The organism is Microbacterium sp. AZCO, assembly GCF_039614715.1.
In the GTDB taxonomy this organism is placed as follows: Bacteria; Actinomycetota; Actinomycetes; order Actinomycetales; family Microbacteriaceae; genus Microbacterium.
The window spans coordinates 287,870-302,584 of record NZ_CP154857.1 but is presented as its reverse complement, the minus strand read 5'-3'; the positions used below and the strand labels follow the sequence as shown (position 1 = coordinate 302,584).

The 14,715-nt window shown below is 70.8% G+C and carries 11 protein-coding genes; 5 read left to right on the top strand and 6 right to left on the bottom strand.

The annotated features are described in order from the left end of the window. Positions 1 to 71: 71 nt before the first annotated feature. Positions 72 to 395, top strand: a complete 324-nt coding sequence (locus AAIB33_RS01375; RefSeq protein ID WP_345801782.1) for an SdpI family protein — start codon at positions 72 to 74, stop codon at positions 393 to 395. Here the strand turns inward: AAIB33_RS01375 and AAIB33_RS01370 are convergent. Both AAIB33_RS01370 and AAIB33_RS01365 read right to left on the bottom strand, forming a co-directional pair. Beyond that, on the bottom strand, positions 372 to 2,132 hold the full coding sequence (locus AAIB33_RS01370) for a Dyp-type peroxidase (protein WP_345801781.1): 1,761 nt from the start codon (positions 2,130 to 2,132) through the stop codon (positions 372 to 374). The genes AAIB33_RS01375 and AAIB33_RS01370 overlap by 24 nt on opposite strands. Then, positions 2,129 to 3,064, bottom strand: coding sequence for a hypothetical protein (locus AAIB33_RS01365; RefSeq protein WP_345801780.1), 936 nt, complete (start codon positions 3,062 to 3,064; stop codon positions 2,129 to 2,131). Before AAIB33_RS01365 ends, AAIB33_RS01370 begins: the two co-directional genes overlap by 4 nt. A gap of 105 nt (positions 3,065 to 3,169) precedes the next feature. Between AAIB33_RS01365 and AAIB33_RS01360 the strand changes: the two genes are divergently transcribed. Continuing rightward, positions 3,170 to 3,481 carry a DUF3072 domain-containing protein gene (locus tag AAIB33_RS01360; protein ID WP_345801779.1) on the top strand — a complete coding sequence of 104 codons (312 nt, stop codon included), beginning with the start codon at positions 3,170 to 3,172 and terminating at the stop codon, positions 3,479 to 3,481. 76 nt (positions 3,482 to 3,557) lie between these two features. Here the strand turns inward: AAIB33_RS01360 and AAIB33_RS01355 are convergent, their stop codons facing one another. Continuing rightward, a complete protein-coding gene (locus AAIB33_RS01355) occupies positions 3,558 to 5,450 on the bottom strand; it encodes a phosphoenolpyruvate carboxykinase (GTP) (RefSeq protein WP_345801778.1) in 1,893 nt (630 codons plus the stop codon). Between the two features lie 124 nt (positions 5,451 to 5,574). On the opposite strand from AAIB33_RS01355, the gene AAIB33_RS01350 reads away from it, so the two are divergent. Then, on the top strand, positions 5,575 to 7,017 hold the full coding sequence (locus tag AAIB33_RS01350; RefSeq protein WP_345801777.1) for a helix-turn-helix domain-containing protein: 1,443 nt from the start codon (positions 5,575 to 5,577) through the stop codon (positions 7,015 to 7,017). 90 nt (positions 7,018 to 7,107) lie between these two features. On the opposite strand, the gene AAIB33_RS01345 is transcribed toward AAIB33_RS01350, so the two are convergent. Then, a complete protein-coding gene (locus tag AAIB33_RS01345) occupies positions 7,108 to 8,187 on the bottom strand; it encodes a winged helix DNA-binding domain-containing protein (RefSeq protein WP_345801776.1) in 1,080 nt (359 codons plus the stop codon). Between the two features lie 145 nt (positions 8,188 to 8,332). Beyond that, positions 8,333 to 9,805: an NAD-dependent succinate-semialdehyde dehydrogenase gene (locus AAIB33_RS01340; RefSeq protein ID WP_345801775.1), complete on the bottom strand. Its 1,473-nt coding sequence runs from the start codon at positions 9,803 to 9,805 to the stop codon at positions 8,333 to 8,335. 246 nt (positions 9,806 to 10,051) lie between these two features. Between AAIB33_RS01340 and AAIB33_RS01335 the strand changes: the two genes are divergently transcribed. After that, entirely contained in the window at positions 10,052 to 11,830 is a 1,779-nt protein-coding gene (locus AAIB33_RS01335) for a S8 family serine peptidase (protein ID WP_345801774.1), read from the top strand. Positions 11,831 to 11,919: 89 nt separating this feature from the next. Here AAIB33_RS01335 and AAIB33_RS01330 read toward each other — a convergent pair whose 3' ends face one another. Next, positions 11,920 to 13,836 carry an FAD-dependent monooxygenase gene (locus AAIB33_RS01330; protein ID WP_345801773.1) on the bottom strand — a complete coding sequence of 639 codons (1,917 nt, stop codon included), beginning with the start codon at positions 13,834 to 13,836 and terminating at the stop codon, positions 11,920 to 11,922. Between the two features lie 143 nt (positions 13,837 to 13,979). Between AAIB33_RS01330 and AAIB33_RS01325 the strand changes: the two genes are divergently transcribed. Further along, on the top strand, positions 13,980 to 14,687 hold the full coding sequence (locus tag AAIB33_RS01325) for an IclR family transcriptional regulator (RefSeq protein WP_345801772.1): 708 nt from the start codon (positions 13,980 to 13,982) through the stop codon (positions 14,685 to 14,687). Positions 14,688 to 14,715 lie beyond the last annotated feature (28 nt).

The following is a 14,715-nucleotide window of genomic DNA, read 5'->3' as shown; positions in this document are numbered from 1 at the left end:
GCAAGAAACTGAGCGGCGGTGCGCTGGGTGAGCTGGTGGTCCGGGACCGGCGCGCGGAGACGGAGGGAATCTTGGCGGTCTTCGGCATCCTGACCTGGGTCTTCACCGCGCTGCTGCTCGTGCTCCTCATCGCGTGCATCGCGGCGAGCCGGGGGACGCTGCCTCTCAACCACCTCTTCGGCGTCCGCTTCCCCGCATTGATGCGCAACGAGGCGGCCTGGCGTACGGGTCATGCGGCGTGCATCCTCCCGGCGGCCGTGTGCTTCGCGCTCGCCCTCGTCTGCAGCCTGGTGGGGCTCGCGGTTCCCGCCGTCCACATCGTCACGGTCGCCGTCTTCGCGGGCGCGATCGTCTGGGTGGGCGTTCGCGGCTCACGGGCCGCCGAGGCCGCCTGAGCGCGCCGCGGCGAGCACCTCGGTCACCGCGGAGATGCCTGGGGCGAAGAAGTAGCCGCCGCCCGTCGGCGTGACGAACTCCCGCTCGAGCGCGACGCTGCGCGTCCCATTCGACGGCGTGGGCAGATCGATGTGCCGCGTGCGATCGCCGTGCACGTCGGCCTGCCCGATGATCGGGTCGTGCCCGCCGACGTTGGGCTGCACGGGCGAGTTCGCCCAGCGCCGCACGACGAACTCGAACTGGTCCTCGATCGAGGTCATGTAGGCGGCGAACAGCAGTCCGCGCTCGGTCGCGACGAGCTCGGGCGACGGATCCGACACCCCCGCGAGCGGCGGACCGAAGGGGATGCCGCGGCGCAGCATGAGCCGCAGGAAGGTGTCGGCCGGCGCCCCGAAGTCGGTGCCGCTGTCGCGCGGATTGACCTTGCGGATGTGCGACCCGACCGGGCACATGTCTCCGAAGAGATCGGCGCGCGCCCGGGGGTGGGTGTCGCCCGCATAGCCCGCCTCGGCGAGCTCGGGGGCCGGCATCCACTGTCTCGTGTCGTCGTCGAACTGGAAGTGGTTGTGCGCGAACTCGTCACCGGCGAGGGCGACGTCGTCCTCCTCGGGAGCGCGCGAGATCGGCGCGCCGCTCGGCCACCGCCCCACCATGAGCGAGGCGAAGCGCACCGGGTCGGTTCCGTGCGCCTCGGCGGCCCGAGCGGCGAAGTCCCAGAACGCCGGGACGTCCTGCGTCAGCCGGCGGAAGACGAGGTACGAGCCGTTGCGAGCCCAGTCGGGGAACGCTCCCGCCCCGTCGTCGGGGACGAGGGGATCGGCGGGGCTCTGCCGCGGCCAGCCCGCCACGAACTGTCCCGGCCACACGAGAGGCTGGCCCGGCTTGCCGAAGATCCGCGCGTGCGGATTGCGCGGATCGAGGTAGCGAGGGCTGAGCCGCTCCCCGTCCGCGGTGGCACCGCGGATGCCCGGCTGCGAGATGCCGTCCTTGAAGCCGAAGTGCTCGTGCCCCGAGAGGGCGCCGGGCAGGTTCTCGCCGAGCTGGTCGAACGCGAGCGTCACGCTCCGGCGATGGGCCTCCGACAGGATCTCGGATGCCGCGGCCTCGAGGTCGCCGGACGTGTCGGCGGCGACGATCACGAGGAAGTCCGGCTCAGAGGCCTCCCCGCCCACGCGCCAGCCGTCTCGGTGCCCGGGTGCTGCGGGATCGGACGGATCGCCGAGATACGTCGAGCGTGCAGACATCCCCTGCCGGAACGCCTGATCGCCGAACCCGGTCGCATCGTCGCCCACCAGCTTCAGGACCGCCGCGTGCGACAGGGCGAAGGCCGTCCAGGTCGCCGTCTTGGTCGGGGTCGCGCTCCCCGACTCGAGCCGCTCACGCCGGAACTCACGCCGGAAGTCGAGCACCTCCCGCATGCTCGACAGGCGCGGCGCGAGCCACCGCAGCCACTCGCGCGCACCGTCGAGGTCGCCGGCGGCGAAGAAGAGGAACCGCTGATGGTCCTTGTGGAACCCCGGGATGACGTTGCCCTGGATGTCGGCGGTCGCGGCGGCATCGAAGACGGGCTCACCCGACGCATCTGTGGCGGACTCCGGGGCCGGCACCTCGTCACCCAGAAGGCCCGACGACGCCTCGATCGGCGCCGGCGCCGGCGCCGGGAGCGTGATGCCCGACAGCCGCTCGACCGCGACGCTCCCGAGGCCCGCCAGCGCGGCGAGCCCTTCCCCGCTCATCGGACTCCTCCCGCCACGACGTGCGCCGACATCGTGATGTGCTCGGCGAGCTGCGCCCCGAACTCGACGCGCCGGCCGCCGATCGAGAGGTCGCCGACGAGGAACCCTTCAGCCTCCGGAACGCGGTACGTCACACGCAGCGCCGCCCCGGGACTGCCGCGCTCGATCGTCCAGTAGTCGCCCACGGGGCTGCCGTCGGGCCTCGTCCAACCCGAGTCGTCCCACCCGATCATGTAGAGGCCCGGCGGATCCGCCGAGGCGATGCGGAGCCCGTGCCGCGACATCGCCCAGATCTCCATGTTGATCCGCGCATCGGCACCGGTCGCCCGCGAATAGGGCAGCGCGTCGAATCCGTCGTCGGCGTGCTGCGAGGGCTCGAGCTCCTGCGAGACGCCGAGCAGGTCGCGCATCGAGTTGATCGGCATGACGTAGTGGACGGCGCCGTCGGTCGTGTTCCACCGGTTCTTCGGGTCGTATACGCCCCCGGGGAAGAGGTCCGCGCGCTTCACCGAGGGTGAGACGAGGCGCCGGTACAGGCGGAGGACGACATCGGGATGCCGCTCCGCGAGCAGCCGCCAGTACTCCGGCGTCTCGGTGGTGAACGTGACCGCCGAGATCTTCCCGCCCTGCCGTTGAACGTGCCACTCGAGGTACTCGATCTGCACGGCGCGGTCCTCGGCTGCGGCATAGGCTGCCCGCCGGTCGTCGCGATGCTCCATGAGCAGCGGACGGGAGAGCCCCGTCCACGTGATCGCCCGGGCGCGATCAGCCCTGACGTCTTCGAGCGCGGGGTTCACGTACGCCCCTCGGCCGCTCACCTCCGTCGCCGGGGCGATGAGGTCGCTCACGAGCCGATGCCATTCGTCGAGGAACCGCGGATCTCCCCTGACGTCGTCGATGCCGGCGGGTGGCGAGAACCTGGCGAGTCCCATGCTCGCGAAGCTAGCAGTGACCGCGCCGCGGCATCATCAGCGCGACGCCGTGCGGCACGTGTCAACCCCGGGACGCGACAGGACACCCCGACCTACGTTCGGAGCATGACCGATCGAGACCAGCAGAACACCCAGGGCGTGCCCGACGAGAACGCCGAGGCCGACACCGCTTCGGGCGGCGCTCCTGAGCAGCCCGACGACGACACCGACCTGCTCGGCGCGACCGAGGCGACCGACAACCCCGCCGCGAAGGACCCGTCGGAGTGGGTCACGGGCGACGAGCCGATCACCGCCGCGCAGCGCAGCTACCTCGACACGCTGGCCCGGGAAGCGGGCGAGACCGTGCCCGCCGACCTGACGAAGGCCGAGGCGTCCGAACACATCGAACGCCTGCAAGGCAAGACCGGCCGCGGCTGATCTTCCCCCCGAGGATGAGGGATGCCTCGCCCGCTGCACAGCGCAGGGCGAGGCATCCCTCACCTCCCGATGATCGTCAGCTCTGCTGAGCGACCTTCAGCCGGTAGCGGAGGGCCGCGAGCTCGGCCTGGAGCGCCGCGGGGACGCGGCCGCCGAAGGTGGCGTAGAACTCGTCGGTGAGGTCGGCCTCCCGGCCCCACGACACGGGGTCGATCGCGAAGAGCTCGTCGAGGTCTGCGGGGGAAACGTCGATCCCCTCGAGGTTGAGGTCCTCCACGCGAGGCAGGCGGCCGATCGGGCTGTCGACCGCGGGCACCTCGCCCTCGATGCGGCGGATGATCCAGTCGATGACGCGCGAGTTGTCGCCGAAGCCCGGCCACAGGAAGCGGCCGTCCGAGCCCTTGCGGAACCAGTTCACCTGGAAGACGCGGGGCGCGCGGTCGAAGCGGAGCTTCTGGCCGACCTTGAGCCAGTGGCCGAAGTAGTCGGCCATGTTGTAACCGCAGAACGGCAGCATCGCGAACGGGTCCCGGCGCAGCTCGCCGACGGTGCCCTCGGCCGCGGCCGTGCGCTCGGACGAGATGTTCGAGCCCATGAAGACGCCGTGGGTCCAGTCGGTCGCCTCGACGACGAGCGGCACGTTCGTGGCACGCCGGCCGCCGAAGAGGATCGCGTCGAGCGGCACGCCCTGCGGCGCATCCCAGTCGTCCGCGATCTGCGGGCACTGCGCGGCGCTCACCGTGAAGCGCGAGTTGGGGTGTGCGGCGGGGCGGTCCATCTCGGGCGTCCAGGGGTTGCCCTCCCAGTCGGTGAGGTGCGCGGGGGCCTCGTCGGTCAGCCCCTCCCACCACACGTCGCCGTCGGGGCGCAGTGCGACGTTCGTGAAGATCGTGTTGCCCCACAGCGTCTCGACCGCGGTGACGTTGGTCGACTCCCCCGTGCCGGGTGCGACACCGAAGAAGCCCGCCTCGGGGTTGATGGCCCAGAGGCGCCCGTCCTCTCCCGGACGCAGCCAGGCGATGTCGTCGCCGAGCGTCTCGACGCGCCAGCCGGGGATCGTGGGCCGGAGCATCGCGAGGTTCGTCTTGCCGCACGCCGACGGGAACGCCGCGGCGACGTGGTACGCCTTGCCCTGCGGGTCGATCACGCGGATGAGCAGCATGTGCTCGGCGAGCCAGCCCTCGTCGCGCCCGATGACCGACGCGATGCGGAGGGCGAAGCACTTCTTCGCGAGGATCGCGTTTCCGCCGTAGCCCGACCCGAACGACCACACCTCGAGCGTGTCGGGGAAGTGCACGATGTACTTCTCGTCGTTGCACGGCCACGGGACGTCCTGCTCGCCGTCCGCGAGGGGCGCGCCGACCGAGTGCACGGTCTTGACCCAGTGGGCGCCGGCCGCGATCTCCCGCAGCACGTCGGCGCCGACGCGCGTCATGATGCCGATCGAGGTGACGGCGTAGGCGCTGTCGGTCACCTGCACGCCGATGTGCGAGAGCGGACCTCCCACGGGCCCCATCGAGAACGGCACGACGTACATCGTGCGTCCGCGCATGCTGCCCTCGAAGAGGGGGTTCAGGATGCCGCGGATCTCTGCCGGCGCGATCCAGTTGTTCGTCGGCCCGGCGTCCGTCTCGTTCTCGGAGGCGATGAACGTCCGCGCCTCGGTGCGCGCGACGTCGCTCGGGTGGGAACGGGCGAGGTAGGAGCCGGGCCGCCACTCGGGGTTCAGCTTGATGAGCTTTCCCTCCTCGACCTGCTCCCGCAGGAGCGCCTCGTTCTCGGCACGGGAGCCGTCGACCCAGTGCACCGCGGCCGGCTGCGTCAGCGCCGCGATCTCGTCGACCCACTCGACGAGCGCCGTCATGCCGGCGCCCGCGATCTCGGGACGCGCCCCGAAGGTGGGGGTCGCCGGTGCGGGGCGGGCGGAGCTGTACGGGATGGGCCGAGTGAAGATGTCGGCAAGGGCCATGTCGAGTTCCTCCTCGTACGTCTGCCGCGCTTTTCGCGGCTCCCTTCCACTGTGCGGCCTTCTCGGTGCGCTTTATGGAGTCATCTTGTCGCAAGAACTCGGATTCTTTCGCTATTCTCAAGGAATGGCGCCGACCTCGATCGAACTGTCAACGCTGGGCCACCGCATCCGGCATCAGCGCGTCGCGCACGGCTACACGCTCGACGAGCTCGGCGAGAAGGTGGGCGTGGCGGGCAGCCAGCTGAGCCTCATCGAGAACGGCAAGCGGGAGCCCAAGCTGTCGCTGCTCCAGTCGATCGCGCAGGTCACGGGCGTCGATGTCGCGGAGCTCCTCTCCAGCGAGCCGCCCAACCGGCGCGCCGCGCTCGAGATCGAGCTCGAGCGGGCCCAGTCGAGCTCGGTGTTCCGCCAGCTCGGCATCGCACCCGTCAAGATCACGAAGGGCATGAGCGACGAGACCATCGAGGCGGTCCTCGGCCTGCACCGCGAGCTGCAGCGTCGTGAACGCGAGGCGATCGCGACACCGGAGGAGGCGCGCCGCGCCAACACCGATCTGCGTTTGCGCATGCGGGCGCACGACAACTACCTGCCCGACATCGAGAAGCTCGCCGAGAAGCAGCTCAAGTCGGCCGGGCACGTCTCCGGCGCACTGACGCACCGGACGGTCAGCATCATGGCCGAGCAGCTCGGCTTCGAGCTCATCTACGTGAGCGATCTGCCGCACTCGGCCCGCTCGGTGACCGATCTCGAGAACGGCCGCATCTATCTACCGCCCGCCTCGATCCCCGGCGGACACGGCCTGCGATCGATGGCGCTGCAGGCGATGGCGCACCGGCTCCTGGGCCACCAGCCGCCGACCGATTACGCCGACTTCCTCCAGCAGCGGCTCGAGATCAACTACTACGCCGCGTGCTGTCTCATGCCCGAGACCGCCTCGGTCGCGTTCCTCCAGCAGGCCAAGAAGGACCGCAACCTCGCGGTCGAAGACTTTCGCGACGCCTTCGGCGTGACGCACGAGGCCGCCGGCATGCGCATGACGAATCTGCTCACGGTGCATCTCGACATCCCGCTGCACTTCCTCCGCGTCGACGGGTCGGGCGCCATCTCGCGGGTCTACGAGAACGACGACCTGCCCGTGCCGATGGACGTGACCGGCTCGGTCGAGGGCCAGATCACCTGCCGCTGGTTCCTCGCCCGATCCGCGTTCGAGGAGCAGAACCGCACGACCGAGCACTACCAGTACACCGACACCCCGGCCGGGACGTTCTGGTGCTCGACCCAGACGGGCACCACCTCGGCCGGCGAGTTCTCGATCACGGTCGGCGTGCCGTTCGACGACGCCCGCTGGTTCCGCGGCCGCGAGACGCAGAAGCGCGCGGTCTCGCGCTGCCCCGATGAGGCGTGCTGCCGGCGACCCGCGTCGGACGCCGCCGAACGCTGGGGCGGCAAGGCGTGGCCGAGCGCCCGGGTGCACATGCAGATGTTCTCCCCGCTCCCCCGCGGCGCCTTCCCGGGGGTGGACGACAACGAGGTGTACGCCTTCCTCGACCGCCACGCCGCGGGCTGACCCGTCCGCGCAGCGGTGCGGGGCTCGGTCCCTGCGCGCGTCGAACCGCGTGGCGGGCGATGAGGCAGCGGATCGCGCCGTGGGGCGTGATCAGCCGGTGATGAAGCGCTTGTAGCGGTCGAGTGCGGCGCCGATCTCGGCGTCGGTGGCGGCGCCCGGGGTGAAGAGCTCGGGCACGGGATCGTCGGCGTGCCGCCCGACGGCGACGGAATGCGTCCACACCCCGACGATCTCTCCACGGGCGACGAGGATCGGCCGCACGATGCCGTTCATGCTGGGTCCGATCGCCGCGAGGAACTCCGGCGCGCACGGCACCGTGCGGTCGGCGTACGACAGGTAGTACTCCTCGAACGGCGGCAGCGCGACGACGTCGGGCGCGCTCGGAGTGCGCCGCGGTCGCCCGCCCGCGGCGAGATAGAGCGGCTCGGGCTCGTCGGCGACCTGGATCAGGCGATCGGATGCCGCCTCCGCCGCCCGACGCGCATCGCGCAGCGGCAGCCCGGACCACCAGGAGAAGTCCCGGGGGCCGGCCGGTCCGTGCGACGTGATGAAGCGCACGAAGAACTCGGCGAGGGGATCCGCCGGGCTCGTGGACTGGGCGATCCACTCCTCCGCGAGAACCAGGTACTGCTCGCGCGACGGTCCAGACGCGCGCGGCACGACCGGCCCCTGGCAGACGACACCCCGCAGCGACATGGCGACGAGGAGGTGGTATCCGCGCTGTTTCGCGGTGGAGTGCCCTGCCGCTTCCCAGACGTCGGCGAGCTCCTTGCGCGTGAGCCGGTTGCCGCCGGCGAGCGCCGCACGCGTCGCCGCCTCGACGCCCGCGAGCACCTCGTCGTCGATGCCCTCGGCGCGGCGGACGGGCGCTGCACCGCGCGCCTGCCGGTCGGCGGTGAGCGACAGCACCCACGCGAGGTCGCGGGGCGGGATGGCGTGGATCGTGCCGCGCATCGTCCACGACCGCACGACCTCGCCGCGGTCGAACGCCGCGTCGACGTCGCTCAGGCGCGGCTCCCCGCGGGTGCGCGACGCGAGGGCCCAGCGGCCGCCCCAGAACTCCTGCGCCTGCGTCGCGAGCATGTGCTCCGCCGCCGCGGCGATCGTGGTAGCCGGAGCGCTGAGCCGATGCGAGCGGAGCCTCTCGTCGCGCAGCGATGCCGGGGCCATGCGACTCATCCTGCCGCGAGCCTCCGACATTCCCCTTCCGCACGAGCCGATACGAAGAGGACGAGCCGATACGCCCCGCGCTGCGGGTGGCGTATCGGCTCGTCCGGAACGTCTCGGCCCGCCCTCCGACGGGCCCGACGGGGCGTCAGGCGAACGGGTTCGGCGTCAGCGTGTACTTCGTCTGGAGGTACTCGTGGATGCCTTCCGCGCCGCCCTCGCGGCCGAGGCCGGAGGACTTCCACCCGCCGAAGGGGGCTGCGGCGTTGGAGACGACGCCCACGTTGAGGCCCATCATCCCGGTCTCGAGGCGCTCGATCATGCGCTGACCGCGTGCGAGGTTCTCGGTGAAGACGTACGAGACGAGGCCGTACTCCGTGTCGTTGGCGATGCGCACGGCGTCGTCCTCGGTGTCGAACGGGATGATCGCGAGCACCGGCCCGAAGATCTCCTCCTGCAGGATCTCGCTGCCCGGCCGCACATCGGTCACCACGGTCGGCTCGTAGAACGTGCCGGGACCGTCGATCGCGTTCCCGCCCGTCGTCACGGTCGCGCCGCGGGAGACGGCATCCTGAACCAGCTGCGACGCCTTCTCGACGGCGCGGTTGTCGATGAGCGGACCGATGGTCACGCCGTCCTCGGTGCCGCGGCCGATCGTGAAGCCCTGCACCTTCTCGGTGACGCGGCGCGCGAACTCGTCGGCGACCGAGCGGTGCACGATGAACCGGTTCGCCGCGGTGCAGGCCTGGCCGATGTTGCGGAACTTCGCGAGCATCGCGCCGTCGACCGCCTTGTCGAGGTCGGCGTCGTCGAACACGACGAAGGGCGCGTTGCCGCCCAGCTCCATCGAGGTGCGCAGGATGCCGGAGGCGGCCTGCTCGAGCAGCTTCACGCCGACCGGGGTCGAGCCCGTGAACGAGAGCTTGCGCAGGCGCGGGTCGCGGATGATGGGCTCTGACACGGCGCCGGACGTCGAGGTCGTGAAGACGTTCACGACCCCCTTGGGGAGCCCCGCGTCCTCGAGCAGCTTCACGAAGTACAGCGTCGTCAGCGGCGTCAGCTCGGCCGGCTTGATGACGACGGTGCAGCCCGCCGCGAGCGCGGGCGCGATCTTGCGCGTCGCCATCGCGAGCGGGAAGTTCCACGGCGTGATGAGGAAGCACGGTCCGACCGCGTGCTGCGACACGATCATGCGACCCGTGCCCTCGGGGTTCGCCCCGTACCGGCCCTGGATGCGTGCCGCCTCCTCGCTGAACCAGCGCAGGAACTCGCCGCCGTACGCGACCTCGCCGCGCGCTTCGGCCAGGGGCTTGCCCATCTCGATCGTCATGAGCAGCGCGAACTCTTCCTTGCGCTCCTGCAGCAGATCGAACGCACGGCGCAGCAGCTCGCCGCGCTCCCGCGCGGGCGTCTGCGACCACGACGGGAACGCCGCATCCGCGGCATCCAGCGCCGCCATGCCGTCGCCCGGCGACGCGTTCGCGATCTCCTTCACGACCTCGCCGGTCGCGGGATCGAACACCTTCAGCGTCTTGCCGCCGTCGGCGGCCAGCCACTCGCCGCCGATGAACAGGCCATCGGGCACCTTCGCCAGCAGTTCGGTTTCGCGATCGGCCGTCATAGTCACTCCCTCGTCGGATGGTCTACGAGAATTCTGCGCCGCACCGGGGCGGGATTCCTCATACGCGATGTACATCGACTCTCAGCCCTTCGCCGCGACGTACATCTCGCAGCGACCCCGAAAGGCGGACGGAATACGCCGATCCCAGCCCGATTGCAAGTCTTGAACCTATGCATCCGACATGAAAGCATCGCGCCTGACGGTGCTCCCCCCGGCCGTTCCACCGATCCACAGACGGGACCCCCGATGAAGAAGCCCATTTTCAGACGCGCCGGCATCGCCAGCGCCTGCGCCATCGCGATCGGCATCACCGCATTCGCCGGCTCACCGGTCAGCGCGGCGACCGGCGATGACACAGGCGAACGCGAGTTCGTCGTGCTGTTCGCGGAAGGCACCTCCGCGGCGGCAGCGCAGGCGGCGGTTCAGGCCGCAGGCGGCACGATCGTCAGCCAGAACACCGACGTCGGCGTCGCGACGGTGAGCACGACCGACGCCGGCTTCGCCGCCGCGGCGGCGGACCAGAGCGTCATCGAGGGCACCGCCCAGAACCGGGTGATCGCAGACGTCCCCGACACGCACAAGGCCACCGGCGAAGCCGTCAAGGAGGATGCCGCCGAGGCCGACCTCAAGGCCGACGCGAACGTGAAAGCCTCCGCCGGCGCGGGCGCCGGCGCGAATGCCAAGGGCAAGGGCTCCGCGCCCACCGCCGACCCGCTCGCCCCGTTGCAGTGGGACATGAAGGCGATCGGCGCCACCGCCGACGGCTCGTACAAATACGAGAAGGGCAAGGGCATCGTCGTCGGCATCCTCGACACGGGCGTCGACGGGTCGCACCCCGACATCGCGCCGAACTTCGACGCCGCCCGCAGCCGCAACTTCACGCACGACATCCCCTTCGACGCCAACGGCGACGAGATCGACGGCCCCTGCGAGGAAGACCCCGACGGATCGTGCGACGACCCGGCGAACGTCGACGAGGACGGCCACGGCACGCACGTCGCCTCCACGATCGCGTCGCCGCTGAACGGCATCGGCATCGCCGGCGTCGCCCCGGAGGCGACGATCGTGAACCTCCGCGCCGGTCAGGACTCGGGCTACTTCTTCCTGCAGCCCTCGATCGATGCGCTGACCTACGCCGGCAAGATCGGCGTCGACGTCGTCAACATGAGCTATTACGTCGACCCGTGGCTGTTCAACTGCGCGAACCACCCCGCCGACTCGCCCGAGGACCAGCAGGAGCAGCGCACGATCGTGACGGCCATGCAGCGGGCGCTCGACTACGCCCGGCACCGCGGCGTGACGCTCGTCTCGGCCGCCGGCAACGGCGCGAGCGACTACACCAAGGTGATCTCCGACTCGAGCAGCCCCGACTTCGCCGACGTCCCCGGCGAGATCGCCTACACGCGCGACCTCCTCGACCCGGCCTCGTGCACCTCGATGCCTTCCGAGGGACGCGGTGTGATCTCGGTCTCGAGCACGGGCCCGTCCTCGCGCAAGGCGTACTACTCCGACTACGGCAACGGCTACATCGACGTCGCGGCACCCGGCGGTGACGTGTACGACACCCCCGCGGGCACGCGCGACTACAGTGCCGGCATCCTCGCCGCCTACCCGAAGGTCGTCGCCGAGGCCGAGGGCGCGATCGACGCCGACGGCAACGTCGTCGTCCCGTGGGCGCTGAAGAGCTGCGACGCCAGCGGCGCCACCTGCGCGTACTACCAGTACCTGCAGGGCACGTCGATGGCGTCTCCGCATGCGGCCGGCGTCGCGGCGCTGATCGTCGGGAAGTACGGCGTCCGCGACTTCCTGCGCGGCGGCGACTACCTTCCGGCCGAGATCACGCAGGCCCGCCTGGAGCAGAGCGCGGTCGACACCGCCTGCCCCGTGCCGGCCGCATTCACCTACACGCGCACCCTGCCCTCGGGCGCGGTCGTGACCGCGACGCACACCTGCGAGGGGTCGAAGGGGTCGAACGGCTTCTACGGCAAGGGCATCGTCAACGCGCTGAAGGCGATCGGACGCTGATCCGCCCGTCGTTCATCTGATCGGATGCGCCCGAGCGGGCCGGCTCCTCAGGGAGTCGGCCCGCTCGTCGCGTGAGGCATCCGGCGATCTCATCCAGCTGCGACCGTCGCCCGCTGCGGCAGGAGGCAGCCGGCGAAGAAGGCGGTCAGCTCCTCGGTCGCGGTCAGCGGCAGCACGGCGGCGACGTACTGGTCGGGTCGCACGACGACCACGACGCCGTCGCGCGACAGCTCGCGCTCGAGGAAGATGTCGGAGTCGCGCCACCCGTCGGGTCCGGCGGCGTAGACCTTCTCCCAGTCGGTCAGCCCGAGCGGGCCCGACGTCGGCAGGAAGGCCGCCGGCACGCGGGTCAGGTCGACGTCTTCGAAGCGCTGCTGGTAGATCGCCTTCACATCGAAGACCGAATCGATGTCGGCGCCCTCGGGCGTGAAGCGAGCGACCGGCGACTCGGGCGAGGCGAGCCACTCGGCCCACTCCGCGAGCGCGGACGGCTCGCCCGCCGCGGGTGCGTCGGCGAAGGCGTAGACGCGCCACCGCCCGTCGGCCTTCGCGTGGTGGCCGAGGTGGATGACGTTGCCGTCGCACACTCGGGTGACCTCGGCGGATTTGAACCGCTTGCCGAGCGGGAAGCCGCCCGCGAGGGCCTGGTGCGCGGCATCCGTCACGATCTGCGACGCGCCGTACTGCGTCATGAAGCCCGACGGGAACTCCGCCGTGCCGAGGTAGAAGGTCGCGAGCTCCTGCGGGTCGCTGATCTCCTCCGGCTTGCGCGCCATGAGCGACGACCACTGCTTGTCGAAGTCGATGAGCTCCTGCGCGACGGGCCGCCGCTCCGCGGAGTAGGTCTCGAGGAGGGATGCCGGCGCGAGGCCCGTGAGCACGTGCCCGAGCTTCCAGCCGAGGTTGAAGCCGTCCTGCATCGAGACGTTCATCCCCTGCCCGGCCTTCGCGCTGTGCGTGTGGCAGGCGTCGCCCGTGAGGAAGACCCGTGGATGCCGGTCGGAGCCGAACGCGTCGTCGAAGCCGTCGGTCACGCGGTGGCCGACCTCGTAGACGCTGTGCCAGGCGACCTGCTTCACGTCGAGCGTGTACGGGTGCAGGATCGCATTCGCCTTGCGGATGATCTCCTCGATCGGCGTCTGCCGTACGCGGTGGTCGTCGTCGTCCGCGACCGCCCCGAGGTCGATGTACATGCGGGAGAGGTAGCCTCCCTCGCGCGGGATGTGCAGGATGTTTCCCGCCTCCGCGTTGATCGCGCACTTCGTGCGCCAGTCCGGGAAGTCGGTGTTGACGAGCACGTCCATGACGCCCCACGCGTGCGCCGAGATGCCGCCGACGTGCTTGCGGCCGATCGCCTCGCGCACGCCGCTGCGCGCGCCGTCGCATCCGACCACGTACTTCGCCCGGATGGTGCGCACCGCGCCGGCGCGCTCCCCCGCGGCGGCCCCTGAGCCTGTCGCAGGGCGCACGCGCACCTCGACGTGATCCTCCTGCACGGTGAGGCCGAGGAACTCGACTCCGTAGTCGGGCACGATGCGGCCGGGGCCGAGGGCCGCGGCCTCGGCGAAGTAGTCGAGCACACGGGCCTGGTTGACGATGAGGTGCGGGAACTCGCTGATCTTGAAGGCGTAGTCCTCCGTCCGCGCCGTGCGGACGATGTTCTCCGGGTGCTCCGGATCAGGGCCCCAGAAGTTCATGTAGGCGATGTTGTAGGCCTCCGCGACGATGCGCTCGGCGAAGCCGAACGCCTGGAACGTCTCGACGCTGCGCGGCTGGATGCCGTCGGCCTGGCCGAGCACGAGGCGCCCCTCGCGACGCTCGATGATGCGCGTCACGACGTCGGGGAACTGCGACAGCTGCGCCGACAGCAGCATTCCCGCGGGACCGGAGCCGACGATCAGCACGTCCATCTCATCGGGGAGCTCGGCGGGGCGATCGACGCCCGTGCCGGCGGCATCCTGAATCCGCGGCTCTCCCGAGACGTACCCGTGGTGGTGGAACTGCATCTTCGTCGATCCTTCCTCTGACATCTCCGTCGAGGTCGTGCGTCACGATCGTCATGTTCTATATTGGAACGGACCGTTCTACTATTGAACAGATCGTATACGACCCTGCTCTGTCCTGACAAGAGCGGGGGGAAGGATGCCGCATGCCCGACGACGCGAAAGGTCCCGCGTCGCAGACGCTGAGCCGAGGCATCCGGATCCTCGAGATCCTTGCCGACGCGCGCGACGCGCTCTCGATCGATGAGCTCGCCGGACGCCTGGAGGTGCACCGGTCGATCGCGTACCGCCTGCTGCGGACCCTCGAAGACCACGGCCTCGTCGTGCGCGACGGCAACGGACGGCTCGCCCTCGGAGCCCGCATGGCGGCGCTCGCCGCGGGGGTCGCGCACGACCTGCAGGCCGAGGCGCTCCCCGAGCTGACCGCCGCGGCGAACGAGCTCGGCATGACGTGCTTTCTGTCGCTGCTCGACCGCGACGAATGCGTCACGCTCGCGAGCGTCGAGCCGCGGCACGGCGTGGCGTCGGTCGCCCAGCGTCCGGGCACGCGGCATCCCGTGACCGTCGGCGCGCCCGGAAAGGCGATCCTGACGATGTCCGCGGAATCCGCGTGGCCGGAGGCGATGGATGCCGCGCACCGCGCCGACGTGCGCGCCGCGCGCGAGCGGGGCTGGGCCACGAGCCACGATGAGGTGATCCCCGGGCTGCGTTCGATCGCCGTGCCGCTGCGCCTCCCGCGCGGCGAGCGCGCCGCGGTCGCGGTGGTCTACCTGTCCGATCCGCACCCGGACGCCGAGATCGCCGAGCGCCTGACGCGCGTCGCGCGGGCCATCACCTCGGCCCTCGGCGGCTGACGCGTCGCCCCCCGGTCCCCGAGCCTGT